Annotated in this window: 23 protein-coding genes; 10 read left to right on the top strand and 13 right to left on the bottom strand. The window is 56.8% G+C overall.

Features of this window, described 5'->3' with window-relative positions; genetic code table 11:
• Positions 1-5: 5 nt before the first annotated feature.
• Genes AC2T28_RS05615 through AC2T28_RS05605 form a run of 3 tightly spaced genes read right to left on the bottom strand, consistent with a single transcriptional unit; the run spans position 6 to position 3,854 of the window.
• Positions 6-1,001: a branched-chain amino acid ABC transporter permease gene (locus AC2T28_RS05615; RefSeq protein WP_486747957.1), complete on the bottom strand. Its 996-nt coding sequence runs from the start codon at positions 999-1,001 to the stop codon at positions 6-8.
• 29 nt (positions 1,002-1,030) lie between these two features.
• Positions 1,031-1,840, bottom strand: coding sequence for an ABC transporter ATP-binding protein (locus tag AC2T28_RS05610; protein ID WP_486748026.1), 810 nt, complete (start codon positions 1,838-1,840; stop codon positions 1,031-1,033).
• A 40-nt stretch (positions 1,841-1,880) separates the two neighbouring features.
• Positions 1,881-3,854 (bottom strand): AMP-binding protein, encoded by a 1,974-nt coding sequence (locus tag AC2T28_RS05605; protein WP_486747956.1) that lies wholly within the window; start codon positions 3,852-3,854, stop codon positions 1,881-1,883.
• Positions 3,855-4,069: 215 nt separating this feature from the next.
• Between AC2T28_RS05605 and AC2T28_RS05600 the strand changes: the two genes are divergently transcribed.
• Genes AC2T28_RS05600 through AC2T28_RS05580 form a run of 5 tightly spaced genes read left to right on the top strand, consistent with a single transcriptional unit; the run spans position 4,070 to position 9,198 of the window.
• Positions 4,070-5,971: a hybrid sensor histidine kinase/response regulator gene (locus tag AC2T28_RS05600; RefSeq protein ID WP_486747955.1), complete on the top strand. Its 1,902-nt coding sequence runs from the start codon at positions 4,070-4,072 to the stop codon at positions 5,969-5,971.
• The gene (locus tag AC2T28_RS05595) at positions 5,968-6,672 is read left to right on the top strand and encodes a response regulator transcription factor (protein ID WP_486747954.1); all 705 of its coding nucleotides are present in this window, start codon (positions 5,968-5,970) and stop codon (positions 6,670-6,672) included. Before AC2T28_RS05600 ends, AC2T28_RS05595 begins: the two co-directional genes overlap by 4 nt.
• Positions 6,673-6,725: 53 nt before the next feature.
• Entirely contained in the window at positions 6,726-7,418 is a 693-nt protein-coding gene (locus AC2T28_RS05590) for an SDR family NAD(P)-dependent oxidoreductase (RefSeq protein WP_486747953.1), read from the top strand.
• Positions 7,419-7,466: 48 nt separating this feature from the next.
• A complete protein-coding gene (locus tag AC2T28_RS05585) occupies positions 7,467-7,694 on the top strand; it encodes a WGR domain-containing protein (protein WP_486747952.1) in 228 nt (75 codons plus the stop codon).
• Positions 7,695-7,752: 58 nt separating this feature from the next.
• Positions 7,753-9,198, top strand: coding sequence for a sulfatase-like hydrolase/transferase (locus AC2T28_RS05580; RefSeq protein ID WP_486747951.1), 1,446 nt, complete (start codon positions 7,753-7,755; stop codon positions 9,196-9,198).
• 9 nt (positions 9,199-9,207) lie between these two features.
• Here the strand turns inward: AC2T28_RS05580 and AC2T28_RS05575 are convergent, their stop codons facing one another.
• Positions 9,208-10,404: a hydantoinase/carbamoylase family amidase gene (locus AC2T28_RS05575; RefSeq protein ID WP_486747950.1), complete on the bottom strand. Its 1,197-nt coding sequence runs from the start codon at positions 10,402-10,404 to the stop codon at positions 9,208-9,210.
• A gap of 168 nt (positions 10,405-10,572) precedes the next feature.
• Here AC2T28_RS05575 and AC2T28_RS05570 point away from each other — a divergent pair, with 168 nt between their 5' ends.
• The 4 genes from AC2T28_RS05570 (at position 10,573) to AC2T28_RS05555 (ending at position 14,138) form a co-directional block, all read left to right on the top strand.
• Positions 10,573-11,226 carry a histidine phosphatase family protein gene (locus AC2T28_RS05570; RefSeq protein WP_486747949.1) on the top strand — a complete coding sequence of 218 codons (654 nt, stop codon included), beginning with the start codon at positions 10,573-10,575 and terminating at the stop codon, positions 11,224-11,226.
• Positions 11,227-11,259: 33 nt separating this feature from the next.
• Entirely contained in the window at positions 11,260-11,874 is a 615-nt protein-coding gene (locus AC2T28_RS05565) for a glutathione S-transferase family protein (protein ID WP_486747948.1), read from the top strand.
• Positions 11,875-11,885: 11 nt separating this feature from the next.
• Complete coding sequence (locus AC2T28_RS05560) at positions 11,886-12,932, top strand: saccharopine dehydrogenase (RefSeq protein WP_486747947.1); 1,047 nt, start codon at positions 11,886-11,888, stop codon at positions 12,930-12,932.
• A gap of 63 nt (positions 12,933-12,995) precedes the next feature.
• Positions 12,996-14,138, top strand: a complete 1,143-nt coding sequence (locus tag AC2T28_RS05555; protein ID WP_486747946.1) for a saccharopine dehydrogenase family protein — start codon at positions 12,996-12,998, stop codon at positions 14,136-14,138.
• A gap of 177 nt (positions 14,139-14,315) precedes the next feature.
• On the opposite strand, the gene AC2T28_RS05550 is transcribed toward AC2T28_RS05555, so the two are convergent.
• The 9 genes from AC2T28_RS05550 to AC2T28_RS05510 form a co-directional block, all read right to left on the bottom strand.
• The gene (locus tag AC2T28_RS05550; protein ID WP_486747945.1) at positions 14,316-14,633 is read right to left on the bottom strand and encodes a DUF3775 domain-containing protein; all 318 of its coding nucleotides are present in this window, start codon (positions 14,631-14,633) and stop codon (positions 14,316-14,318) included.
• A 96-nt stretch (positions 14,634-14,729) separates the two neighbouring features.
• On the bottom strand, positions 14,730-16,007 hold the full coding sequence (locus tag AC2T28_RS05545; RefSeq protein ID WP_486747944.1) for an adenylate/guanylate cyclase domain-containing protein: 1,278 nt from the start codon (positions 16,005-16,007) through the stop codon (positions 14,730-14,732).
• Positions 16,008-16,097: 90 nt separating this feature from the next.
• A complete protein-coding gene (locus tag AC2T28_RS05540) occupies positions 16,098-17,498 on the bottom strand; it encodes a DNA recombination protein RmuC (RefSeq protein WP_486747943.1) in 1,401 nt (466 codons plus the stop codon).
• Between the two features lie 60 nt (positions 17,499-17,558).
• On the bottom strand, positions 17,559-17,825 hold the full coding sequence (locus tag AC2T28_RS05535; protein ID WP_486747942.1) for a hypothetical protein: 267 nt from the start codon (positions 17,823-17,825) through the stop codon (positions 17,559-17,561).
• 72 nt (positions 17,826-17,897) lie between these two features.
• Positions 17,898-19,793 carry a DNA mismatch repair endonuclease MutL gene (mutL, locus tag AC2T28_RS05530; protein WP_486747941.1) on the bottom strand — a complete coding sequence of 632 codons (1,896 nt, stop codon included), beginning with the start codon at positions 19,791-19,793 and terminating at the stop codon, positions 17,898-17,900.
• Between the two features lie 53 nt (positions 19,794-19,846).
• Positions 19,847-20,776, bottom strand: a complete 930-nt coding sequence (locus tag AC2T28_RS05525) for a metal ABC transporter permease (protein ID WP_486747940.1) — start codon at positions 20,774-20,776, stop codon at positions 19,847-19,849.
• Entirely contained in the window at positions 20,773-21,978 is a 1,206-nt protein-coding gene (locus AC2T28_RS05520; RefSeq protein WP_486747939.1) for a metal ABC transporter permease, read from the bottom strand. The genes AC2T28_RS05525 and AC2T28_RS05520 overlap by 4 nt, the downstream gene beginning before the upstream one ends.
• A gap of 5 nt (positions 21,979-21,983) precedes the next feature.
• Positions 21,984-22,787 (bottom strand): metal ABC transporter ATP-binding protein, encoded by an 804-nt coding sequence (locus tag AC2T28_RS05515; RefSeq protein ID WP_486747938.1) that lies wholly within the window; start codon positions 22,785-22,787, stop codon positions 21,984-21,986.
• Between the two features lie 2 nt (positions 22,788-22,789).
• The gene (locus AC2T28_RS05510) at positions 22,790-23,755 is read right to left on the bottom strand and encodes a metal ABC transporter solute-binding protein, Zn/Mn family (RefSeq protein WP_486747937.1); all 966 of its coding nucleotides are present in this window, start codon (positions 23,753-23,755) and stop codon (positions 22,790-22,792) included.
• A gap of 199 nt (positions 23,756-23,954) precedes the next feature.
• On the opposite strand from AC2T28_RS05510, the gene deoC reads away from it, so the two are divergent.
• Positions 23,955-24,935 carry a deoxyribose-phosphate aldolase gene (deoC, locus tag AC2T28_RS05505; RefSeq protein WP_486747936.1) on the top strand — a complete coding sequence of 327 codons (981 nt, stop codon included), beginning with the start codon at positions 23,955-23,957 and terminating at the stop codon, positions 24,933-24,935.
• The last annotated feature ends 10 nt before the right edge of the window (positions 24,936-24,945 follow it).

Below are 24,945 nucleotides of genomic sequence, written 5' to 3'. Positions count from 1 at the left end.
ACTGTTCAAACCCGTTCAATGATCTTCTCCCCAAACAGGCCTTGCGGACGAAACACCAGGAACAGTAGGGCCAGCACATAGGCGAACCAGTTCTCGGTTGCGCCTCCGACCAATGGGCCAACCCAGAATTCGAACAGCTTCTCGCCGACACCAATGATCAACCCGCCAACAATGGCACCGGGGATCGAAGTAAAGCCGCCAAGCATCAGCACCGGCAGCGCCTTGAGCGCGATCAGCGAGAGCGAGAACTGCACGCCCGATTTGGTGCCCCACATGATACCGGCAACCAGCGCGACAAAGCCTGCAACCGACCAGACCAGCACCCAGATGAAGTTTAGCGAGATGCCAACTGACAACGCCGCTTGGTGGTCATCAGCCACAGCCCGCATCGCGCGGCCCTGTTTGGTGTATTGCGAAAACAGCACCAGCCCGACCACCAGCAAGGCCGCTACGATAGTCGCCACCATATCCAGATTATCAATAAAGAAGCCGTAGAAATTGTCGCTGCCCAGACCCGCGGTCATGTCTTCGATCCAGAACGAGCCACCCTGCGGCAGGCCAACGTCCAGTTTCTTGATCTCAGACCCCCACATCAGATCAGATACGCCTTCGAGGAAATAGGCCAGACCAATGGTGGCCATGAACAGGATGATCGGCTCTTGTCCCACCAGATGGCGCATTACCAATCGCTGCACCAACCAGGCAAAACCCACCATCACCGCCACCGTCAACAAGATCGCGACAAAAGCTGGGACATGCCAGCCAAAATGGTGGATTTCAGTACCAAACACAGCGTTGATGATATGGCTGAACGGCACCTGGCCGTTCATAATCCCCACCAGCGTCATCGCCGCAAACAGCGCCATGACCCCCTGGGCATAATTGAAGATACCGGAGGCCTTGTAGATCAACACAAAGCCCAACGCCACCAGCGCATAGAGCACGCCCGCCATCAGACCATTGATGAAAACCTCGGTGGCATAAAGAAACTGATCAGGCATCATAGCCCCCTATTCCGTCTGTCAGATTGTCAGTCATGCGACACCCCCAGATAGGCGTCGATGACGTCTTGGTTGTTACGCACCTCGTCCGGGGTGCCGTCGCCGATTTTCTTGCCGTAATCCATCACCACCACGCGATCGGACAGATCCATCACCACGCCCATGTCGTGTTCGATCAACGCGATGGTGGTGCCAAATTCGTCGTTCACATCCAGGATAAAGCGGCTCATGTCCTCTTTTTCCTCGACGTTCATACCGGCCATAGGCTCGTCCAGCAGCAGTAGCTTCGGTTCCGCCGCCAGCGCGCGCGCCAGCTCCACCCGCTTTTTCAAACCATAGGGTAGACGCGCCACCGGGGTTTTGCGGATGTGCTGGATTTCCAGAAAGTCGATAATCTTCTCGGCCACTTCGCGGTTGGCCACCTCTTCGGCCTCGGCCTTGCCACGCCACAACGCCTGGGCAAACATGCCCGACTTCATATGGCCCAGCCGCCCGGTCATCACGTTGTCCAAGACGCTCATGCCTTCGAACAGCGCGATGTTTTGGAATGTCCGTGCGATACCCTGCTTGGCCACCTCATAGGGGCGCATCTTTGGCCGCGGCGCACCGTGGAACCAAACTTCGCCCTCTTGCGGCACATAGAAACCTGAAATCACGTTGAGCATCGATGATTTACCAGCCCCGTTTGGACCAATAATCGCGCGGATCTCGCCCTCGCGGATGTCGAAACTGATGTCCTTGATCGCCACCACACCGCCAAACCGCAGGGTGATGTTTTTCATCTCCATCACAACGCTGCCAATCTTGCGGCCGTCCTCGGTGATATATCCGTCCTGCATATCCTTCACGACTCCGCGCCCTTTTTCTTGCCGGAAATACTCATTCTGCCGCTACCTTGTGGCCCATCGAAGACACGACCTCGGCATCCGCGATTTCAAGCGTTGCGCTGATCGCGCCTTTGCGGCCGTCCTCATAGGTCACCTCGGTGGTGGTCGAGATCGTCTCGGATCCGTCGTAAAGCGCGGCAATGATGTCGGAGAACTTGTCCTCAACAATGCGGCGGCGCACTTTGCGGGTGCGGGTCATTTCGCCATCATCTGCATCCAGTTCCTTGTGCAGCACCACAAAGCGATGCACCTGACAGCCCGACAGCATTGGGTCTTCGGCCACCGATTTGTTGACCGTCGACACATGCTCAGCAATGCTTTGCAGCACCTTGGGATGGCCGGCCAGTTCCTGATACGAGGCATAGGCGATGTTGTTGCGTTCCGCCCAGTTGCCCACCGCCGTCAGGTCGATGTTGATGAATGCAACACAGCGATCCTTGCCATTGCCAAACAGCACTGCCTCTAGGATATCAGGATAGAACTTCAGTTTGTTTTCGACATACTTAGGGGCAAACATGCTGCCATCGGCCATTTTGCCAACGTCCTTGGCCCGGTCGATGATGCGCAGGTGACCCGAGCCATCTTCAAAGAAGCCTGCATCACCGGTGGCAACCCAACCTTCGGCGTCTTTGGTGTCTGCCGTGCTTTCAGGGTTTTTGTAATACTCGACAAAGGTGCCGGGTGAACGATAAAAGATCTCACCATTATCGGCGATCTTGATCTCAACATCCGGTGCCGGAATACCCACTGTATCCGCACGCACTTCGCCATCTGGCTGGACGGTGATGAACACAGTTGCCTCGGTCTGCCCATACAGCTGCTTTAGGTTGATACCCAGCGAGCGGTAGAATTCAAAAATCTCGGGGCCGATGGCCTCGCCCGCCGTGTAACCAACCCGAACCTTGCCAAAACCAAGCGTATCTTTCAGCGGGCCATAGACCATAAAGTCGCCCAGCGCGTATTTGATTCGGTCCATGAACCCAACCGGTTTGCCATCCAAAATGGCTGGTCCTACCTTTTTGGCGTGGGCCATGAAGTGATGGAACATTTTCTGCTTCAGCTTACCGGCGTCTTCCATGCGGATCATGACGTTGGTCAGCTGGGTTTCGAACACGCGCGGCGGCGCAAAGTAATAGCTGGGACCGATCTCGCGCAGGTCGGTCATCATGGTCTCGGCGCTTTCTGGGCAGTTCACACAGAACCCGGTCCAGTAAGCCTGACCAATTGAGAAGATGAAATCTCCAACCCAGGCCATCGGCAGATAGGCAAGGATTTCGTCTTCGACACCCAGCTTGTCAAACTCGGACGCGTTCTTGGCGCTTTCGATCACATTGCGGTTGGACAGAACCACGCCCTTGGGCTTACCGGTGGTTCCCGAAGTATAAAGCATCACGCAGGTGCTGTCGTAGGTCAGCTCGCTACGGCGCCGGATCAGCTCGGGCATATATTCGTCATGGGCCGCACGGCCTTGATCCTGCACATGACTGTACTGATGCAGTTGCGAGTGGTCGTATTTTCGCAATCCGCGAGGATCAAAGTAGATCAAATGCTCGAATTGGTGCAGTTGATCTTGCACATCGATCACCTTGTCGACCTGCTCCTGATCGGTGACGACCACAAACCGCGCGCCACAATGGCTTAGTACATAGGCCATCTCTTCGGCATTGGCGTCTTGGTACAAGGGCACCGGAATGGCCCCAACCGACTGTGCGGCAACCATAGACCAATACATATAAGGGCGGTTGCGGCCAATGACGGCGATAAAGTCACCCTTGTTGACACCAAGGTTGATCAGCCCCAGCGCCAGCGCCTCGATCTCTTTTTCAGCTTCGGCCCAGCTCCAGCATTGCCAAATGCCAAATTCCTTCTCCCGATAGGCGGGTGAATTCGCGAACTGTGTCGCATTGCGTTGAAGCAGCGCCGGCAGGGACAATAGTCCCTCGGCACCCGACTGCGTCTGAGCCAATTTTAATCTCCTCCCACTCCGGCCGTTTCAGCCAGACTGATCGCTTGATGGCGATTCTGATCCCGATTAGGGACCTGACAGAGTTTGTCCGTCAACTTTTTCCTGATGTTTTCCCAATTGTTACGAATTGTAACGGTCGCAAGTTACTGGCAAAACGCCCCCAGCCCCCTTTGCCCGCGCAGTCAGCAGTGCTAGCCCTATGGCGGGAGATAGGGATGGATAAGACCAACAAGCAAACCACAGCGATGACCATGGCGGGGCTGAACCTGATTGCTCAGGCGCTGTCGATCTATGACGACGATTTGAATTTGGCGGTTTGCAACCGGCGGTTCCAAGAGATGTTTGGCCTGCCAGATCACCTTGTCACACCCGGTGCACGGTTTGACGACACCATCCGATTTATTGCCGAGAGTGGGGAATACGGCCCAGTTGAAGACATCGAGGACTTGGTGCAGCAGCGGGTGGATCAGGCCAAGGATTTTGTTCCGCATTACCTGGAACGCGAACGCGGCAATGGTCAGGTCATCTCTATCGAGGGCGCGCCACTGCCCAATGGCGGCTGGGTTACCGTCTATACAGACATTACCCGCACCAAGCAGGTAGAAGAATTGTTGCGCGCCCGCTCTGAAGAACTATCGGAGCAGGTGCTGGAGCACACAGAAAAACTGTCAGCCGCGAACCGCGAGCTGGCAGCTACCAACATGTCGCTTGAAGAAACCAAGCGACAGTTGACCGACATCGAAGAACGCACCCGGCTGACCACTGAAATGATGCCAGCCCATATCGCCCACGTCGATGAAGACGGATATTACACCTATACCAACAGCCGCCTCAGCTCAGTCTTTCCCGGTCGACCCTCGAAAATTCGCGGGATGCATATTGCCGAGGCCTTGGGCGAGACCTCTTTTGCGCGGATCAAGCCACATCTGGAAACGGCCTATACCGGTAAGAACGCGGTGTTTGAGTTTACCGAGGACCACAGCAGCCAACGGATCAGGGTGGCGCTGACCCCGGATCCGGCTGGCGGGATCTATGTCTTGTCGATGGACGTGACCGAGGAAACACAGGCGCGAGTGGCGCTGCAACAATCGCGGCGGCGCGAGATGGCTGCGCAAATGACCAGCGGCTTGGCGCATGATTTTTCCAACCTGCTGACCATTATCCTGGGTATGCAAAGCAAGCTTGAAAACATGTCACTGCCGTCCGAAGCAGGCCAATTGATACAGGGTACACTTTCGGCAGCACGGCGCGGTGGCCGACTGCTGAACCGCATTGCCGACATGACCGGGCACCGCACTCTGCGGCCCAAAGCCACCAATATGAACACTCTGCTGAACGAGTTAAAAATACTGGCCTCGCCGTCGCTGCCGCAAGCCATGGGGCTGAGCCTGCTGAACAATACCCCGGATGCGCCACTGCTGCTGGATCCGGGTGTCTTGCAGGACGCATTGTTGAACCTGATCCTGAACGCAAGGGACGCCTGTGGCACCAACGGGCAGATCACGGTTGCCGCCCATATCGTAGGCGAGACCTGGCTGGAAATCACGGTAAGCGACACAGGGCCGGGTTTTTCCAAAGAGGCATTAGACAAGGCGCTGCATCCCTTCTTTACCACCAAAGGCGGCGAAGGCTCGGGATTAGGGCTGCCGATGGTGTATGATGCGGTAAAACTGGCGGGCGGAGATTTCAGCATCGGCAACACCATTTCAGGTGCCCGCGTCACCCTGCGACTACCTTACCGCAAGGCCCCCTGCCCGCGCAGTGGTTTAGCCCTTTTGGTCGAAGATAGCGATGCACTGCGGGCCACTTTTCGCGACATGCTCATCGAACTTGGCCTTTCTGTGATCGAAGCGACCTCGGTTGATGAGGCCTGTGCCCTGGCAGCGGACTTACCGGATATTGCCCTAATTCTATCCGACATCCGCTTGCAAGGTGAGGCAACTGGCCTGGATCTTGAGGCGCGCCTGCGCGGATCGGGGCTGCCTTGCATCTTGATGACATCACTTCCACCATCTGATCCACTACATCGTTCCGCCCTGCGACAGGGACCGGTCTTGCAAAAACCGTTTACAACGGCTCAACTCGCCGCGCTGCTTACACCGGAGACCACGGCATGACCGCGCCATTGATTACTATTCTGGATGACGAACCGGAAATTCGCCAGATCCTGTCGGATGCTCTGGACGAGGCCGGGTTTCGCACCCAAAGCTTTTCCCGTGCCCGCGAGTTCGAAGCCTCGCTCAAGCGTGTGACACCAGATGTCTGTCTGGTAGACCTGTCATTGCCGGATACCGATGGACTGGCCCTGGTGCACCGGTTGGCCCTGGAACAAGGGGCAGCCGTGATCATCATTTCTGGTCGCGCACAGGTGCAGGACCGGGTGACCGGGTTGGAACTGGGGGCCGATGATTACATCACCAAACCCTTTGATCCAGCCGAAGTTGTGGCGCGTGTGCGTGTGCGGCTGCGCAGTGGACCGCGCCCGGCTGCTCAGTCTGGGAACACTGCGCTCTTTTCAGGATGGACTGCCCATTTTGATCGCTACATGCTGGAGGATGAGCAGGGCGAAGAAACCCCGTTTTCCCATGCAGAGGGAGAGGTTTTGCGGCTGTTCCTCGATAGCCCCAAGCGATTGATTTCACGGGCGCAAATGCAGGAACTTTTGGGTGGGGCTGCGGGTGATAGCTTTGACCGGGCGATGGACGTGCGGATTTCTCGTCTACGTACCAAGCTGCGCGAAGACCCAAAGAACCCCCGCCTGATCAAAACCATCTATGGCGCCGGGTATATTTTCCTCGGCGACGTCAGCTGGAATTAAACGCGCGGGTGCGGCGGCTTGATCGTCGAGTATATTTTTAAGGGGAGCGCATTATGAAAAAGAACATATTGATTGTTGGCGGCACCTCGGGTGTTGGCAAGGAATTGGCCGAACATTATTTGGCTGAAGACCACAATGTCTGCATCACTGGACGCAAGGATCCAGCTCTAAAGGGCGCAACTTTCAAGTCACTGCCAATAACGGAAGCCAATGCCCTCTTGGCATGTGATATCGACCGCGTTTTGGACGGTTTCGAGCAGGTCCACACACTGATCTATGCCGCTGGTTTTCTTCAGCGGGGTTACATTGATCAGCAAAGCGACCGCGAACTGCAAACAATGGTGAATGTCGGCCTGTTGGCCCCGATGCTGCTGGTTCAACGGCTCAAACAACGCACCCCCACACCGCTAAAGATCATGCTGATCACCTCCAGTTCCCAATATACACCGCGCCCGCTGGAAGCGGCTTATTGTGCGACGAAATCCGGTCTGGGAATGTTAGGGGCTGCGCTGGCACGTGATCCCGAGATCGGCAAAGTTCTGGTGGCCGCGCCTTCGGGCATCCGCACGCCGTTCTGGGAGGGCACCGACGAAGACACCGCAACCATGTTGGACCCTGACTGGGTAGTGCAGCAGATTGTTGAGCTTTCAAGCGGCGCGTTCAAATATAAATACGCAAAACTCCTGCGATCTCCGGCACGAGCGGAAATTGTTGAGTGCTTGGATAATGAATTCCGCCCTGTTTAAGGCCTCTCAGCTATTGCCGTCACGAATCACTCGCGGTACGAATCATCTATGGCCACCTGTCTACTTTACCGCCAAGCCCCTACACGGGCCCCACGCTTTTATCGCGTCGAACTTGCGATGAACCTGTTCTCCGAAGTCTCGGTGCTGCGGGAATGGGGAATTTCCGGGTGCAATGGCCAAAGCACAATCAACATCTTCAGCAATCTGCGCGATGCCTCGAAGGCCGCTGACCAGTACCGAAACCGAGCGCTGAAACGTGGTTACGCCAGAGCCTGAGCTGAAGCCAAGTACGGATTTGAATTAACGAAAGAGACTTCAACACGAGGGAAATTCCATGAACCGATTAAGCCGCCAGCTATTAGCAGCCGCCGTTTCCGCAGTTCCTCTCTTTGCTGCCAGCCCTTCTTTCGCGCAATCTGACAAGCCAAATATCATCTATTTACTGGTGGATAATTGGGGTTGGGGCGACATTGGGCTACAGGGCAGTACTGTACCAACACCCGAAATCGACGCGCTTGCCGCTCAGGGCATGCGGTTTTTGAACTTCAACATAGAAAACCAATGCACGCCAACCCGATCAGCCATTCACACGGGTCGTTTGCCGATCCGTTCTGGGACACAAAAGGTTGCCGCACCCGGCGAACCCGATGGGTTGGCGCCATGGGAATACACAATCGCTGAATTGCTCTCTGACGCGGGGTACAAAACTGCCCTATTTGGCAAATGGCACATTGGGTCACAGGTAGGCCGTCACCCAAGTGATCAGGGTTACGATGAATGGTGGGGCATCAACGAAGGCTCAAACGCCGCAGCCTACACCTCCACCCCGGAATTCGACTCTGATGTCGCTGCCACACCCCATTTCTGGGAAGGTACTAAGGGCGCACCCTCGTATGAAACCGAGCTTTATGACATTTCTGGCAAGACGACCTTTGACAGGCAAATAACCAACCGAGCTGTTGATTACATTCACCGCAATGCTGGCGGCAAAGATCCATTTTATCTCTATGTTGGCTTCACCCAGTTCCACCCGCCCTGGGTTGTTCACCCTGATTTCGAAGGCATGTCAGGCGCTGGATACTATTCGGATATCAAATACGAAGTAGACCATAACATCGGGCGCATTATTGAAACCCTTGAAGCGGTCAATGCCGCTGAAAACACCATCGTTGTGCTCACTGGTGACAATGGTCCCGGCACCCTGCCGCAGGGGCGGGGGTATGCCACCGGCGAAGTTGGCGGTTCAACAGGGCCCTGGCGGGGATCGCTTAGCACCGGTTTTGAGGGGGGTATGCGAACCCCCGGAATGATCCGCTGGCCCGGTGAAATCCGACCCGGTGTCGTGACCAATGAAATCATCTCGGTTCTGGATATCTATCCAACGCTGGCCACGCTGGTGGGTGAGTCTAACCGCATCCCTACCGACCGCCCCATTGATGGCATCGACCAAAGTGCGTTTTTGCTTGGCGAACAGGAAAAGTCTAACCGCGAGCATGTGGTGACATTTGTCGGGGACGACGTGTTTGCTGTGAAGTGGCGCGATCTGAAGGTTCATTTCTTTACCGCCGAGGCAACTTTTTCCGAGATCAAGAAACACACGTTTCCACAGGTCTATAACATCAAAGAAGATCCTGCCGAGCAGTTTGAGTTATGGGGCAACGAAGGGTTTGCCCACGCTTGGGTGATGACGCCTGTGACCAAAATCCTGACCGACCTTACCCAAAGCATGGTTGCCTATCCGAACATCAAGCCCGGACAGGACTTTACTGGTTATAAGTAGAACCTGCAGTTATGCCAGTGCCTGAGCTGCCTGTGCCAATACCCGCAACCCGCGTGTTAGGTCGACCTCGTCTGTGTCCTCATCAAATGCATGGCTGATGCCACCAATTGAGGGCACAAACAGCATCGCCACCGGCATTACCGACGACAAGTTAGCCGCGTCATGCAGCGCACCCGATGGCATCTGGCGCCATTGATCAGGGGCTTCGTCTTCGGCTGCCTTGGCAAGGGCAGCACGCAGTCTGGCGTCCATCGCGGCAGGTTCGATCCCCATGACTGGGCTGAGCGTGGCTTTCATATTCCGACTATCCGCGATTTCTTGTGCGAGGTCATGAATGACATGCTCCATAGCCTTGAGCCGAGCCGTATCGCCGTCGCGCCATTGCATTGAAAAGGTAACGCTTCCAGGCACAACCGATGAGGCATTGGGATGCAGCGAGACGTGACCGATGGTCCAGACCGTCGATGGTGTGACCACATTGCGCAGCCGGTCATTCAGCTGCGTGTTGAAATCTGACAAGGCCTGAAAGGCGTCCTGTCGCAGATGCATGGGCGTGGTGCCTGCGTGATTCTGGCGACCGTCAAAGGTAATACGCATATCGCGAATACCAACGATGTCTGTCACCACGCCGATCTTGTCGCCGCTTTGGTCCAGTGCGGGGCCTTGCTCGATGTGCATTTCCAGAAACCCGGTGAACCGATCAAGTGGCAGAAAATCCTGCGCCATGTCCGACATCAGCTCACGAGCCTGAGCCAAAGTGATTCCGTCGTTGTCGGTAAAGGCATCAGCTGTTTCCAACGCCACTTTGCCCGACCAGATGTCAGACCCAGTGGTCACACCAAACCGTCCCTCTTCGTCCTGAAAACTAACAACCGAGATCGGTGGGCCTCCGGCCTCTTTGCTGGCCCGTGCAATTTCCAGCCCCGCAATCACGCCCAGCGCGCCATCTAGCCAACCGCCCTCGGGCTGACTGTCGCTGTGTGATCCGATCAACAACGATTTGCCCTTAGCCAAGCCAAACAAATTTCCAACGGGGTCAAAATGAGGTTCTAATCCAGCATTTTTCATCTGTTGTGCCAGCCAATGGCGCGAGGCGATATCCGCCTCAGTGAAGGCACGGCGCACAACGCCCTTTCCCACGCCACTGGCACCAAAGCTACGCAGCTTGTGAAGATCTGCCAAAAACTTCTGTTCATTCAGCTTCATCGCGATCCCCTTTTAAATGCGCTCCCCCTTCATCTATGGCCCCACACAGAATCAGACAATCCCAACTAATTTCTTTGTTCATTAAATTTACCGTTCTGCTGTCCAAGCTCTCTTTTCTCTGCCTCCAAGCTCGCCTAAGACTTGCCAGTCAGCACAGGGAACCGCCGCATGTCTCACATCACGCTCATTCGTCACGGACAGGCCAACACCGAGGCCCGGGATGAGGACAGTTATGATAAGCTGAGCACTTTGGGGCATCAGCAGGCTGCCTGGCTAGGCGCCCATTTGAAAGACAGCGGCCAGCATCATCCTCGGGTGTTTTGTGGAACATTGACCCGCCACATTGAGACCGCCCAAGGCATGGGGGTTGCCGAAAACATCAGCCATGATCCGCGGCTGAATGAGATGGAGTATTTCAGCCTCGCCCAGTTGATGGAACAACAGCACGGGCTGGAAATTCCAACTGAACGCGAAGGCTTTGTTGAGCACCTCCCCAAGGTGTTTGCCGCCTGGCAGGCCGACGAGATTGAAAACCCACCCGAAAGCTGGCGTGATTTTGAGAACCGGGTGCGCGGTGCCCTGAGTGATATTTCCAAAGGTGAAGGACCAGCGCTGGTTGTGACATCAGGCGGGTTAATCTCAATCGCAATGCGGCTGGCACTGAAACTGGACACTCTGGCAACTGCCCGTATGGCGCTGGCAATTATGAACACGTCAATGCACCGGTTGCACCCCATCGGCGGGCATCTTTGCCCTGCCTTGTTCAACGCGGTTCCGCATCTCGAAGACCCCGACCGTCACTATGCCCAGACCCACCTGTAACCCAGTATCACCCTCGTTTCGTTAGGATTTGACATGCAGCTTTATTACGCTCCGCGCACCATCTCGATCGCCGTGGCCATTGCTTTGCAAGAGGCCGGGATTGAGCATGAGGCAATCAAAATCGACTTTGCCAAGAACGAGCAGGCCTCACCCACATACGCACAGATCAATCCCAAGGGGCGCGTTCCTGCCTTGGTTATCGACGGCGGCATCCTGACTGAAACCGGTGCCTTGCTGGAGTTCATTGCAGATCAGGCACCACAGGCGAATCTGCTTCCCAGTGATCCGGTCATGGCCGCGCGTATGCGCGAGGTGATGTTCTACCTTGCCTCAACCATGCATGTCGCCCATGCCCACAAAATGCGTGGACATCGCTGGGCGGACAAGCCAGCCTCACACAAGGACATGACCGCCAAGGTGCCACAAACCATGGCTGATTGCTGTGCCTACATCAGTTCGAAGGGCCTGCGCGGGCCTTTTGTTCTGGGTGACGAGGTGAGCCTAGCCGACTGCTACCTCTACGTGGTCTGCACCTGGCTGGAAGGTGACGGGGTAACGCTTGACGACTTCCCAAAAATCAAAGCATTCATTGCAGCAATGGAACAACGCGACTCAGTCCGCGCCGTTTACGCGGCCGGTATGCTGTAAAGGACATGACAATGACACATCTCTGGGTTCGGGCTGAACAACGGCTCAACGAAGATCGGGTTGGCCTGACCCCAACAGGTGCCAAGGCGCTGATGGAGGCTGGGATCAAGGTCACCGTTGAGGAAAGCTCGGTACGGGCAATCCCATTGCAAGGCTATGTCGATGCGGGCTGTGACATTGCGCCGGAAAACAGCTGGCCACAGGCCCCGGCTGACGCGATCATCTTTGGGCTCAAGGAATTGCCCGAGGACGGCACTCCGTTGCCACACCGCCACATCATGTTTGGCCATGCCTTTAAGGGGCAGCATTCAGGCAAGGCGCTGCTGGACCGGTTCAAGGTCGGTGGTGGCACGCTGTTTGATCTAGAGTATCTGGTGAATGAAAGCGGCCGCCGTGTTGCCGCTTTTGGATACTGGGCTGGTTACGCCGGTGCTGCGGTCACACTGAAAACCTGGGTCGCCCAACAGCGCGGTGAAACCTGTGGTCCGGTTGGCATCTACCCCAGCAAAGATGCCTTGCTGAGTGAGCTTGGCGCGGAGCTAAACGCCATTTGTGCAAACCGTCCCTCCGTCATTGTCATCGGTGCTTTGGGTCGCGTGGGCACCGGTGCCGCTGACTTGTGCGAAGCAATGGACGTCTCGGTCACCAAATGGGATATGGCTGAAACTGCCAAAGGCGGCCCTTTCCCCGAGATCCTGAATCACGACATGTTCCTGAACTGCATCTTTGCCCGCCCCGGCACGCCAGTGTTTGTGCCTCAGGATGCCTTGAACGCACCGCGCAAGTTGACCGCCATTGGGGACGTCGCCTGTGACCCGGATAGTGACTACAATCCAGTGCCGGTTTATGACCGCGCCACCACATGGGAGGCCCCGGCCTTGCGGGTGGCAAATGATCCGGTTTTAGACGTGATGGCGATCGACAACTTGCCGTCAATGCTGCCGGTTGAAAGCTCGCAAGACTACGCCGAACAGCTGCTGCCATCGCTTCTAACACTGGCCAATCTAGAGGCCGGCGTCTGGGGTCGTGCTGCCGCCACCTTTGCAGAACACACCTAAGACTAGTCAAAGCCAACTTTGGTCGCTACAGCGACCATGAAATCCATCTGAGGGGAAACACTCATGACCATCCACTGGTGTGGCACTGGCCTATCGGCCATTCCTGGTCTGCGTCGCCTATTGCAGGCGGGGCACGACGTTGCGGTGTGGAACCGCACAACAGCCAAGGCAGAAGAAGCTGTTGGCGATCTGACCCAGAATATTCAAGCGTTCGACATCGACACCCTGACCGCCCGCGTCACCAAAGGTGATGTCATCGTTTCAATGCTGCCCGGTGACTGGCATGTGCAACTGGCAGAACTGGCTATCTCCAAAGAAGCGCATTTTGTCTCGTCCTCTTACATCGCACCTGAAATGCGCGCGCTGAACGACAAAGCCCGCGCCGCGGGTGTTGCCGTGATCAACGAGGTTGGACTGGATCCGGGCATTGATCACCTGATGGCCCACGCGCTGGTTGATGACTACAAGGCGTCCGCTGCCTATGACGCAGGCAACGAGATCAGCTTCATCTCTTATTGCGGCGGTATCCCCAAGATCGCCAATGACTTCCGCTACAAATTCAGCTGGTCACCGCTGGGTGTGCTCAAGGCCCTGCGTTCGCCCTCAAAATCGGTCCGCGACTTCAAAGAGCTGGATGTAGCCCGCCCATGGGATGCCATCTCGAGCTACACAGCACCGCTGCCCTCACCCGAAAGCTTTGAGGTTTATCCAAACCGCGACTCTATCCCGTTCATGCAGCAGTATGAGTTCGGCGAGAATTGGTCGGTCAAGGAATTCGTCCGCGGCACCCTGCGCCTGAATGGCTGGGCTGAGGCCTGGGACGGTGTCTTCAAAGAGGTCGAAACTCTGGAAGGCCCGTCAGGTGATGCCCGGCTCAAAGAAATGTCCGACCAGTTCTGGAACGACAACGCCTACGGTGAAAACGACCCTGACCGCGTGGTGCTCTGCGTGGCACTCAAGGCTGAAAAAGACGGGGCAGAGGTCTGGCACAAAACCTATGTGATGGATGCCTGGGGCGATGCCGACAGCACCGCAATGGCACGACTGGTTTCGATCCCGGTTTCCTTTGCAATCGAAGCTGCGATGAACGGGCAGATGTCCGCCGGAGTACATGCTGCACCTAGCGATCCAAAATTGGTTGCGGGCTGGATGCAACAGATTGGCGAATTAGCACAACACCTACAGCTGATCGACCATCAGGCATAAATTGATCTGGGGCCTGCCCATTGCGGGCCCCATCCTACCGTTTGTTCATCTGGCCAAAAATATCCCGGGAAGTTTGAGGGGCTGCCCCCTCAATTGCACAGACTCCCTTGCCTGCGTATGGGCTCCGCCCGTCCTTGCCTGAAAGGCTCCCCCGGAGATTTTCCAAGACCGCAAGGACTACATTAAGCTGTCTTCTGCCTCCTGCGCCGAGAACCCCAACGCATCCAGACCATTTTCCAGATGATCCGCCAAATGGGGCGATCCCAACAAGTAATCCGCACAAGGGGTCGAGGCATCTCGTCTGGCAGTTAATATTGCCTCCGCCAGATCTTCGGCAAAGAAGCTCTCGCGGCCGATCCACATCACTGCGACCAACGCGGCCTGTTCATCTTCATTTAGGCGATCAATAAAGGCACGCAACTCACCTTCGGCCCGATGCAACTCGCGTGCCATCATCGCCACTTGCGCTATTTTGCGTACTGAAATTCCCAGCATGGCCCGGCTCCTTCTATCTGCATGGTTTCAGCATAACAGATAAACCAGCTTCCGGGTTAATCTTTGATCTGGAACAACTCAGGCGCGACGACGGGTTTAGCGGCGTCCGAAGATTTCGATGCCGCCGCTGCGCCCGCGTAGCTCGGCGGCTGGCAGCGGGCTCCACCCATTCGACGCGGGCGCCACCGATGCGGCCTGCAACACCGCAGCCGAAGCAATGGTGGTCTGGCTCTCTTGCTTGGTCAGTTGCTCCAACCGTGATGCGGTGTTCACCGTGTCGCCAAACACCGTGTATTCAAGCCGCTGCGGATCCCCCACCACGCCCGAGAACACCTCGCCCCAGTGCAGGCCAATGCCAACCGCAACATCCCCCTCTCCCGCTGTTCTGCGCTCATCGGACCATTCCATCATCCCCTGTTCCAGCGCCATTGCGCAGCTGACGGACCGAGATGCCGCATCGTCGCCCTCGAACAGGACCATGGCTGCATCCCCAATGAACTTATCAACCATACCATCGCTGGCATCGGCGCAAATCTGCACCCGGCTGCGGAAATCAGTGATAAACTGGCCAACCTCATTTGGGTCGCGGTCCTGCGACCAGCGGGTAAATCCCCGGATATCGATAAACAGAACACCCATGTTTTGCCGCTCGCCCCGGCGCAACTCATCTAGGCTGGCGACGGCTAGGCGATTAGTCAATTGCGCTGGCAGGTAACGTGTCAGATTGGCTTTTTGCTGGGCCTCAGTAATAGATCGATAAACCAATCGACGGGTCCGCCAAGCCGCAACAACCAGCACCAACCCGCCAAGGACAATCATTGTAACACGGATGATATTGGGCGGGCCGGATAAAAGAATCTGCGCACGTTCTACTACAAACGGTGTCACCGCCTCTGGTTGCCACAGCGATAGCCCCGCCAAACCAGCAGCAATCAGGGCAACACAATAAGCCTGCAAAAACGGATTAAACCGCAGCACTGTAAAGGCCAGAATCACCGGCACCAACCAAGTTGGCGGCAGAATAAACGTCAACTCTCCCGGCAAGCCGGTGTTTGCCAAACCAGCCCATGCGTTAGCCAGCATGAACAGGCAATCCACCGTGACCAACGGCCAGACCATCCAGTCGCGAATGCGCCCTGATCGCGCCATCCAAAGTGAGATTACGCCGATCAACAGATAGGAACTCATGGTCGCTACAGCGAAAAACCACTGTCGGCGCAGGTAGTTTTCAGGCGAACTGTTACTGCCCTTTACTGCTAGAAAGAACATCGCCAACAGACCAAGGGCGACAGCAATCCGCAGCAGGGAAACCACCTGTTCAGCTTCCACCTCTGCCTTCTTCAGCAGGGCATTGTCCGGTGCGAGTACGCTCATTTACCTTCTGGCCTCAATAACATGGCGGGCTTTCAGCATTTAGGAACAAATTTCCAAAGTTCTACCCACTCTTTGCATCGCGCTGCCAAATTATTCTTCGCCCGACAAATCAGTCAACTGCCGCGCATCACTTTCCACCTGTGCTGGCGATGCCAGTTCGGCGTCTGAGGCAACAACACCCATTGCCTCGAACTTCCGAGCCGAGGGCAGCACACGTGCTTCTAGTGAGCCCACCGCCTTGTTGTAGTTGCTGACGGATGAGGACAGGGATTTGCCAACACTGGCCAGATTGCGCGAGAACACAGCCAACCGGTCGTACAGCTCCTTGGCAGTCTGCTGCACTTCCACCGCATTTTCGGCCATCTTTTCCTGCTGCCAGCCATAGGCAATGGACTTCACAAGCGCCATCAAAGTGGTTGGCGTGGCAATCAGAACCTTGTTTTCAAACGCATATTCAATCAGACCTGTATCCGCCTCGACCGCGGCTGAGACAAAGGTTTCTCCGGGGATAAACATCACCACAAAATCCGGTGTCTCGCCCAATGCGTTTTGGTAGGCTTTGGACGACAGCTGTTTCACATGGGTCCGCACATGTCCTGCATGCCGCATCAGATGCTCTTGTTGCTGGTCAGGCGTTTCCGCCTCCAGTGCATCCAGATAAGCCTCAAGCGGGGTCTTGGCATCCACAACGATGCTCTTGCCACCGGGAATGCGCACAATTGCATCCGGACGGCGTAGCCCGTCGTCGGTGCCCAGGCTCTTCTCCAGATCATAATCCACATGCTCGGCCATGCCAGCCATATCAAACACTTGTCGTAACTGCATCTCGCCCCAACGGCCACGGGTCTTGGGCGCGCGCAATGCCTGCACCAGCTTACGGGTTTCTCCACCCAAAGCCGCCTGTCCTTCGGTCAGGGTCTTCACCTGTTCGCGAATGGCGCCATAAGCCTCGGTCCGGGCCTGTTCGATCTCTTTGATCCGCTCGCCAAACTGGCCCAGCTTTTCATCCAGCGGTTTGACCAAGCCCTCAATCGCCGCATGACGTTTCGCCAAGTCCGCATCAGCTGTTTGTGAATGCGATTTGAACCGCTCGCTGACCAGTGACAAAAAGTTTTCGGAATTCTGCTTCAGCGCCCCGGAAGCCATCGCCGCAAACTTATGCTCCAACTGCTTATTCATCTTGCCCAGCTCTTCCAGCCGCACCTCATGCTCGCTTTTCAGCGCCCGCACCTCGGCCTCGGCCTGATGCCGTGCTGCTAGTTCCCCGTCACGCAGCTGTCGCAGTGCGGCCAGTTCCCCAGTTAGCTCGGGCAGTCGCGCAACCTCGGTCTGCATTGCAGCACAGGTCTGGCGCAGCTCAATATTTTCGTGCCTCAGGTCGTCGACAATCGCGATTTGCTTGCGCGTCAGCAGCCATAGAACCGCAAACAAAACGGCAGACGCCGCCAGTGCAATGGCAACGACTGGCCACAAGGTTGGATCTATCTGCACAGGAAAACTCCCAGTCTTTTTTTCTTGGACACCTAATGTGAGAGCTCTGCTCACCAAAACCTACTGAAGATAAGCACCACCAGAATATCTTTGCTCCATAAAGGCATAAAAGTCAGCTTCTGGGCATGCACAGTCTTCAAATTCCATCAAGTCATCCTGAATAATGATCTTCTTTGTCTCAATCTGCCGAACAAAAATGATTGTGTTTGTAACAAATTCGATCGTCTTTTCGGTTCCGTTGCCGACTAAACCTTCTTCCAGAAGGTTTAGCGGTAGACCTTCCATCTCTAAGTCCAATCTGAAAAGAATATCGCTTGGTATCGCCATTTTTTCTATCGCTCACATTTAAAATTGTGTCCGTCAGAGCAGTTTCTTTGGATCGCAACCAACCCTCCAAATCTAGCTGCGCCCAAATAACCGTTCAATATCGGTCAGTTTCAATTCGACATAGGTGGGGCGCCCATGGTTGCACTGGCCCGAATGGGGCGTCGCCTCCATCTCGCGCAACAGGGCGTTCATCTCTTCACCGCGCATACGACGGCCTGATCGGATTGAGCCGTGACAAGCTACCCGGCTCAGGATCGCTTCAACCTTGGCCTGCACCAGCTGGCTGCTGCCCTGATCGTCCAACTCGTCCAGAACATCCTTGATCATCGCCTCGGCGTTGACCTCCCCCAGAATGGCCGGGGTTTCGCGCACCGCCACGGCGCCACCGCCAAAGGGTTCAATCCCCAGCCCAAACTTGGCCAGTTCATCGGCCACTTCCAGCAACTTGGCGCTGTCGTTATCGCTCAGTTCAACAATCTCGGGGATTAGCAGGGCCTGCGCCGCAACACCGTTTTCGGCCATCTGGTTCTTCAGCTTCTCATAGACCAACCGCTCATGTGCGGCGTGCTGATCCACAATCACCATTCCGTCAGCGGTCTGGGCGATGATATAGTTTTCATGCACCTGCCCGCGCGCCGCACCAAGCGGCAGCTGCTCGGCCCCGGGCGCGGTGACCTCTCCCGCATCCGACGTGGGCCCCGGGGCTTCGACCAGTTGGCCGCTATAACTCTCCGCCAACTCGGAAAAACCCATACTAGGAGGCAGATCTGCCGGGCGTTGGGCGGCATAAGATACGCCACGCGCCGCCATGGATGGGCGATCCATCTGATAGACGCGTGGCGGCATACCCGGCGTGGCAACAGGTTCCGGCGTCATCGCACCCAATGTGGCACTGCCTACAGTGGTTGAGGCTCGATGTCCGGCCTCAGCCAGAGCGTGGCGCAGCGAGGACACGATCAACCCGCGGGCAATGCCGGGGTCTCGGAACCGCACTTCGGATTTGGCCGGGTGCACGTTCACATCGACCATTTCAGGGTCGCAATCAATAAACAGCGCTGCCGCTGGATGGCGGTCCCGACTCAGAAAATCGAAATAAGCCCCCCGCAGGGCGCCCTGCAGCATTTTGTCTTTCACCGGCCGCGTATTGACGAATAGGAACTGCGCCACCGCAGCACCGCGTGAATAGGTTGGCAAGGCTGCATAGCCGTACAAGCGAATACCATCACGGTTGGCATCAATCTTCAGCGCATTCTCGGCAAACTCGCGCCCCAGAACCGAGGCCAACCGCCCATGTAGCGCATCAAACAGATCGCCACTCAGCGGATCAGCGCGGAACGTGACCCGTCCTTGCCCGCCGCCCGACACATCACGCAGGGTAAACCCAATCGAGGGCTCCGCCATCGCCAGCCGTTTGATGACATCTGAGATCGCCTGCGACTCGGCCCGATCCGTGCGCATGAACTTCAACCGCGCCGGTGTGGCGTAGAAAAGATCTGACAGCTCCACCACGGTGCCTGATCGCAGCGCCGCCGGGCGCACCGGCTCCATTGTGCCGCCCGCCACTTTAATCTGGGCCGCATCATGACCTTCGGCCCGGCTGGTGATGCTTAGCCGTCCCACCGCGCCCAGACTGGGCAATGCCTCACCCCGAAAGCCAAAAGTGTGGATGTTCAAAAGGTCTGACCCGTCGATCTTTGATGTCGCATGGCGTGACAGCGCCAGCGGCAGGTCCTCGGGCGACATGCCACAGCCATCATCGGTTATGCGGATCAGGGTTTTACCACCATCGGCAATTTCTATCCCGATCCGACGCGCACCCGCATCAATCGCGTTTTCCACCAGCTCTTTCACGGCCGAGGCTGGTCGTTCCACCACCTCACCCGCCGCAATCCGGTTGATGGCAGCATCGTCCAGCTGGCGGATGACAGGGCGGTCGGTGTCGCTGATTTGGGGGTCTGGCGTATTCATATCGCTAAATTTAGCAGAGGTGAGAGATTCTACCAGCCCAATAGAGGGCCGCTTTATACCCCAACGGGCGCGCCGCTGCGGGTGCGGCAAGGGCCAAATCGGGCAGCAATGGCAAGTATGATGCCGGAAACCGTGGCGATCATTCCCGCTGCGCTGACAGCATCCTGCGCGCCCAGCCACAGTGGTCCGTAACCGGCGAGAACATAACCCAGCGTAGCCGACAGCACTGCAAAGCCAACGCTCCACCCTACTTGTCCTTCCAGCCGGTTCGACATCATCCGCGCCGCCGCAGGTGGACAGATAAACATAGCGATCACGATGATCGATCCTACGGCGTCAAACGCCGCCACTGCCGCCACCGCAGCTGTGATCACCAGCGCCATGCCCAACAGGTTAGTGCGGATGCCCATCGTCTGGGCAAAGCCTTCATCAAAGGTTGAGATCTTCAGCACACGCCAGAACAAAACGATAAACAGAGATACCGCTAGCAGGGTCAAACCCATGCGGGGCAGTTCGACGGGAAGATGGGCCAGGGCTTGCGGATCCAGCAGCGAGGACCAGCCTGTAGCATCAAGCCAGATTAGGCTTTCCAAGTTGCCATAAAGCGCATGCTCCACATCCAGATGCACCGAGGATGTATCGGTTTGCTCTAGCAGCAACACACCACCGGCGAACATGGTGGTGAACACCACACCCATCGCTGCGCCCGGTTCAATCCGACCCAGACGGCGGATCGCTTCGATCATCACAACGGCCACCACTGCCGCCCCAGCGGCGCCCAACATCATCGGCGCGGCAGAAATCGCTCCAGTCAGCAAGAACGCCACAACGATACCGGGCAGCACCACATGGCTGATGGCGTCACCAATCAGCGCTTGCTTGCGCAGCAACAGGAAATTCCCCGGCAGCGCACATGCGACCGCAGCGAATATGCCAATCAGCAGCGGGGTCAGCGACAGGGGGACAAACTCTTCACCGCTCATGCCAGAACCTCCTTGGGGCCGCCAATTTGTCGATCAACCTCGGCAATCTGGTCTTGGGTCAACACAGTCTCAATTTGGCGCAACCCGTCATACAGGGCCGCAGCCGCCTCGTGTGCCTGATCGCTGCGCACCACCGCCCAGCGGCGTTCGTCCCGCAGTGCCTTGGCTGCGCGGGCCTTGCCTTTGTCGGTGGCCACACCATCGGCCCGCACAAAGCCGCGCCGACGCAACAGCCGCAGGGTCAGGTTTTCATAAATCGGTTGCCCTTGGGCCAATGCCAGCAAACCCTGGCGCATATGCACACGGCGCTGGAACCTGAAATGGCGCATCACCGCTGCCAAAACACCCCGGTTTGGGGCAAACAGCAGCGAGATCAGGAACAGGACAAAGCTCATCAGCACAATGATCGGGCCGGTTGGCAGGTTCGGGGCCGAAGCCGACAGCGCAGCTCCAACATAGGCCGACACGCCGCCCAAAAGCCCTGCCAGCAGAACCACATAGTCGGATCGTTCAGTCCAGAACCGCGCGGCAACAGGTGGGATGATCAACAAGGCCACGATCAGGATCAAGCCCACGATCTTGAGCCCCACAACGGTCACCGCCATCACCAGCCCCATCATTGCCATGTCGATTTTACTGACCGGGAGACCACGAGCGGCGGCATATTCGGGATCAAAGGCCACCAGTGTCATCGGGCGGCGGATCAACAGGATCAGCAACAATGTCACCGCGCCACCTGCCGCAATCACCAGCGCATCAGCCCAGAGCATTCCGGCGGTTGATCCCAACAAGAACCCTTCGAGGCCTGCCTGACGTCCAACGCCTAGTGTCTGGATCACGGTCAGAAGAACAACGCCAAAGCCAAAGAACACCGACAACACTGCACCAATAGCCGCATCCTCGGCCAGGCGGGTGTTGCGGGTCAGCCAGTTCAGGCACCACAGGCCCGCACTTGCAGATACCGCAGACCCCAGCAGCAACCCAATCAGGTTGCGCCCGTCACCACCAAAACTGGCCATCAGGATAAAGGCTAGGCAGACACCGGGCAAAGTCGCATGCGAGATTGCATCACTTACCAAAGCCCGTTTGCGCAGGAACAGAAAAGTACCAGTGACGCCTGCTGAAACTCCCAACAAGGTCGCACCAATGGCCACCAGCGTGGCGTTATAGCCAAGCTGCAACAGCAGAGCATCGATCAACATGTCAGTTACCCCAGCGCCATTGCGAGCTGATCCACCTGCGCCGTTGCCAGACGGCCACCATAGGCCGCTTGCAACGTGTCAGCGGTAAAGGCCTCAGCCACCGATCCCTCGGCCACTTTGCGGGTGTTGATCAGGAAGACATTGTCGAAATAGTCGGACACGGTCGCCAAATCATGGTGGACTACCACCACGGTTTTACCCGCTTCACGCAGGGATTTCAGTACGCTGATGATCGCTTTTTCGGTTGCGGCATCCACCCCGGCAAAGGGTTCGTCCAGCAGATACAGATCCGCGCCCTGCGCCAAAGCCCGCGCCAGAAACACACGCTGTTGTTGACCACCCGAAAGCTGGCCAATCTGTCGGGTGGCAAAGTCACCCATACCCACACGATCCAGACAATCCATCGCCTTGGCCTTGTGATCTCCACGCAGACGGCCCAGCAGGCCCAGTTCGCGGTAGAGGCCCATCAAGACCACGTCAATCACACGGGTTGGGAAATCCCAGTCTACGCTGGCGCGTTGCGGTACATAGGCAATACGGGCGCGCTGATCATCCAGCGGCTGACCAAAAACCTGCACCTGACCTGACACTGGTGGCACAATCCCCAGTGCAGCCTTGAGCATGGTGGATTTGCCAGCACCATTGGGACCGATGATTGCTGTCATCTTGCCCGGTTCAACCGTCATATCGACCGAGAACACAGCGGGTTTCTGACCGTAAGAGACTGTCAGTCCGCGGATTGCCAGTGGGCTATTCTCTAACCCCTGCTCTTGCGTGACTTGTCCATTACTGCTTGCCAGATCCAACATGTTCAGGACCCCGCCGACAGTTTGCCAGCCATACCACGATCCGGCACTTCGGCGCCCAGCGCGCCGCCAATGGTCGAGATATTGTGGTCCAGCATGCCGATATAGGTGCCCTCATAAGTGCCATCGGCACCCATTGCGTCCGAGAACAGCTCGCCGCCAACACGGACTTCGTGGCCTTGTGCAGAGGCGCCCTCGATCAGCGCCCGCATAGAACGATCCGAAACCGAGCTTTCGACAAACACCGCATCGATCTGACGTTCAACCAACATGTTTACCAGCTCGCCGATCCGGTTCAGGCCCGCCTCGGACTGGGTTGAGATACCCTGAATGCCCAGAACTTCGAACCCGTAAGATTGGCCAAAATAGCCAAAGGCGTCGTGGGCCGTAACAAGCACCTTGTTGCGATCCGGCACAGTGGCTAGAACCTTGTCACCATAGGCAATCAACTGATCCAGCTCTGCCAGATGGCTTTCCGCGTTGGCCGCAAAGATGCCTGCCGCTTCCGGTCGTGCGCTGGTCAGGGCTTTTTGTACTTCGACCACCACCAGCTTCCACAGCACGGGTGTCATCCAGACATGCGGGTCATACTTGTCTTCATAGGTATCATGGCTACGAAGGATGTCCTTGGGCAGACCTTCGGCCACTGCAACCACCTGACGTTTGCGCGCTAGGTCATGGAAAAACTCACCCATCTGGGCCTCTAGGTACAGGCCATGCCACAGCACTAGGTCAGCACGTGTCATCGCCACGATATCGGACCGGGTCTGGCGATAGGCATGCGGGTCAACACCCGGCCCCATCAAGCCGCGGACTTCGACCAGATCGCCACCAATCTGACGCGCGGCATCCGCGATCATGCCGGTGGTTGCGACCACTTTCAGTGGAGCCTCGGCCAGCGCCCGGCCAGCCACCATTGGCAGCGACATCACAATCATCATCCCTAACAGGGCAAACTGGCGAATCCACATGAACGGAGTCCTTTTAAGCGTTCTATTTGGATTGAATATGAGAACCATTCTCAACTAAGTCAACGCAATTGCGACTTATTCGCAAAAAGAATCAAAAATTTGTCCAACTAGTCAAATTTTTTGTGCGGATTGCGCTCCGTTCGCTTGCGGAGCGGCCTCACCCGTGTCACCGTTACGACGAACATTCGAGGACGTCATGATGGACAGCCAAACAATAGAACAAAACGGTCAACTGGTAGAGCCGCGCAACCCCGGTATGGCTCTGGACCTGGACTGGGTCGCCTCGGTGCAGGCCAATACTTCGGCTATTGAGCGCCGCGCCGCCAGCCTGCCCGGTCGCCGTAGTGTCAAGAAAGACTATCAAGCCGCATGGTTGCTCAAGGCAATCTCGCTGATCGACCTGACCACCCTGTCGGGTGATGACACCGTTGGTCGGGTCCGCCGCTTGTGTGCCAAGGCCCGGCAACCTGTCAGCCCTGCGTTGCTACAGTCCTTGGATATGGAAGGTATTACCACTGGCGCGGTTTGTGTTTACCACGACATGATTGCCCCGGCAGTAAAGGCTCTGGAGGGAACAAACATTCCCGTTGCAGCCGTTTCAACCGGTTTCCCGGCGGGCCTGTCGCCGTTTCACCTACGCATTGCCGAGATCGAGGAAAGCGTCAAAGCAGGTGCCAAAGAGATCGATATCGTAATCTCGCGCCGCCACGTGCTGACCCAGAACTGGCAAGCCCTGTATGAAGAAATGAAGGCGTTTCGCGTTGCCTGTGGCGAAGCCCACGTCAAGGCGATCCTTGCCACTGGCGAACTGGGCACCCTGCGCAACGTCGCGCGGGCCTCATTGATCTGCATGATGGCCGGGGCTGATTTCATCAAAACCTCGACTGGCAAGGAAAGCGTCAACGCAACCTTGCCCGTATCGCTGGTGATGATCCGCGCCATCCGCGACTATTACGACGCCACCGGATACCGCGTTGGCTACAAACCGGCTGGTGGAATTTCCAAGGCCAAGGACGCGATCACCTATCTGGCGCTGATCAAAGAAGAGCTGGGCGATCGCTGGCTGCAACCAGACCTGTTCCGTTTTGGTGCTTCGTCTCTGCTGGGTGATATCGAACGTCAGCTGGAACACCACATCACTGGCGCATATTCGGCGGGCTACCGCCACGCGATGGGATAAGGGATCTGAA

Source organism: Parasedimentitalea nitratireducens (assembly GCF_057444295.1).
Note: the sequence above shows the minus strand (reverse complement) of the source record. Positions and strands in the feature narration are given on the sequence as shown.

Excerpts from the sequence above, each read along its gene's own strand:
- AC2T28_RS05600 (WP_486747955.1), top strand. The coding sequence starts at position 4,070 with ATGGATAAGACCAACAAGCAAACCACAGCGATGACCATGGCGGGGCTG.
- AC2T28_RS05515 (WP_486747938.1), bottom strand. The coding sequence starts at position 22,787 with ATGTTGGATCTGGCAAGCAGTAATGGACAAGTCACGCAAGAGCAGGGG.
- AC2T28_RS05550 (WP_486747945.1), bottom strand. The coding sequence starts at position 14,633 with ATGCTGGGAATTTCAGTACGCAAAATAGCGCAAGTGGCGATGATGGCA.
- AC2T28_RS05535 (WP_486747942.1), bottom strand. The coding sequence starts at position 17,825 with ATGGCGATACCAAGCGATATTCTTTTCAGATTGGACTTAGAGATGGAA.
- mutL (WP_486747941.1), bottom strand. The coding sequence starts at position 19,793 with ATGAATACGCCAGACCCCCAAATCAGCGACACCGACCGCCCTGTCATC.
- AC2T28_RS05585 (WP_486747952.1), top strand. The coding sequence starts at position 7,467 with ATGGCCACCTGTCTACTTTACCGCCAAGCCCCTACACGGGCCCCACGC.
- AC2T28_RS05520 (WP_486747939.1), bottom strand. The coding sequence starts at position 21,978 with ATGTTGATCGATGCTCTGCTGTTGCAGCTTGGCTATAACGCCACGCTG.
- AC2T28_RS05565 (WP_486747948.1), top strand. The coding sequence starts at position 11,260 with ATGCAGCTTTATTACGCTCCGCGCACCATCTCGATCGCCGTGGCCATT.
- AC2T28_RS05545 (WP_486747944.1), bottom strand. The coding sequence starts at position 16,007 with ATGAGCGTACTCGCACCGGACAATGCCCTGCTGAAGAAGGCAGAGGTG.
- AC2T28_RS05560 (WP_486747947.1), top strand. The coding sequence starts at position 11,886 with ATGACACATCTCTGGGTTCGGGCTGAACAACGGCTCAACGAAGATCGG.
- AC2T28_RS05555 (WP_486747946.1), top strand. The coding sequence starts at position 12,996 with ATGACCATCCACTGGTGTGGCACTGGCCTATCGGCCATTCCTGGTCTG.
- AC2T28_RS05615 (WP_486747957.1), bottom strand. The coding sequence starts at position 1,001 with ATGCCTGATCAGTTTCTTTATGCCACCGAGGTTTTCATCAATGGTCTG.
- AC2T28_RS05595 (WP_486747954.1), top strand. The coding sequence starts at position 5,968 with ATGACCGCGCCATTGATTACTATTCTGGATGACGAACCGGAAATTCGC.
- AC2T28_RS05580 (WP_486747951.1), top strand. The coding sequence starts at position 7,753 with ATGAACCGATTAAGCCGCCAGCTATTAGCAGCCGCCGTTTCCGCAGTT.
- AC2T28_RS05525 (WP_486747940.1), bottom strand. The coding sequence starts at position 20,776 with ATGAGCGGTGAAGAGTTTGTCCCCCTGTCGCTGACCCCGCTGCTGATT.
- AC2T28_RS05575 (WP_486747950.1), bottom strand. The coding sequence starts at position 10,404 with ATGAAGCTGAATGAACAGAAGTTTTTGGCAGATCTTCACAAGCTGCGT.
- AC2T28_RS05610 (WP_486748026.1), bottom strand. The coding sequence starts at position 1,840 with ATGCAGGACGGATATATCACCGAGGACGGCCGCAAGATTGGCAGCGTT.
- AC2T28_RS05590 (WP_486747953.1), top strand. The coding sequence starts at position 6,726 with ATGAAAAAGAACATATTGATTGTTGGCGGCACCTCGGGTGTTGGCAAG.
- AC2T28_RS05510 (WP_486747937.1), bottom strand. The coding sequence starts at position 23,755 with ATGTGGATTCGCCAGTTTGCCCTGTTAGGGATGATGATTGTGATGTCG.
- AC2T28_RS05570 (WP_486747949.1), top strand. The coding sequence starts at position 10,573 with ATGTCTCACATCACGCTCATTCGTCACGGACAGGCCAACACCGAGGCC.
- deoC (WP_486747936.1), top strand. The coding sequence starts at position 23,955 with ATGGACAGCCAAACAATAGAACAAAACGGTCAACTGGTAGAGCCGCGC.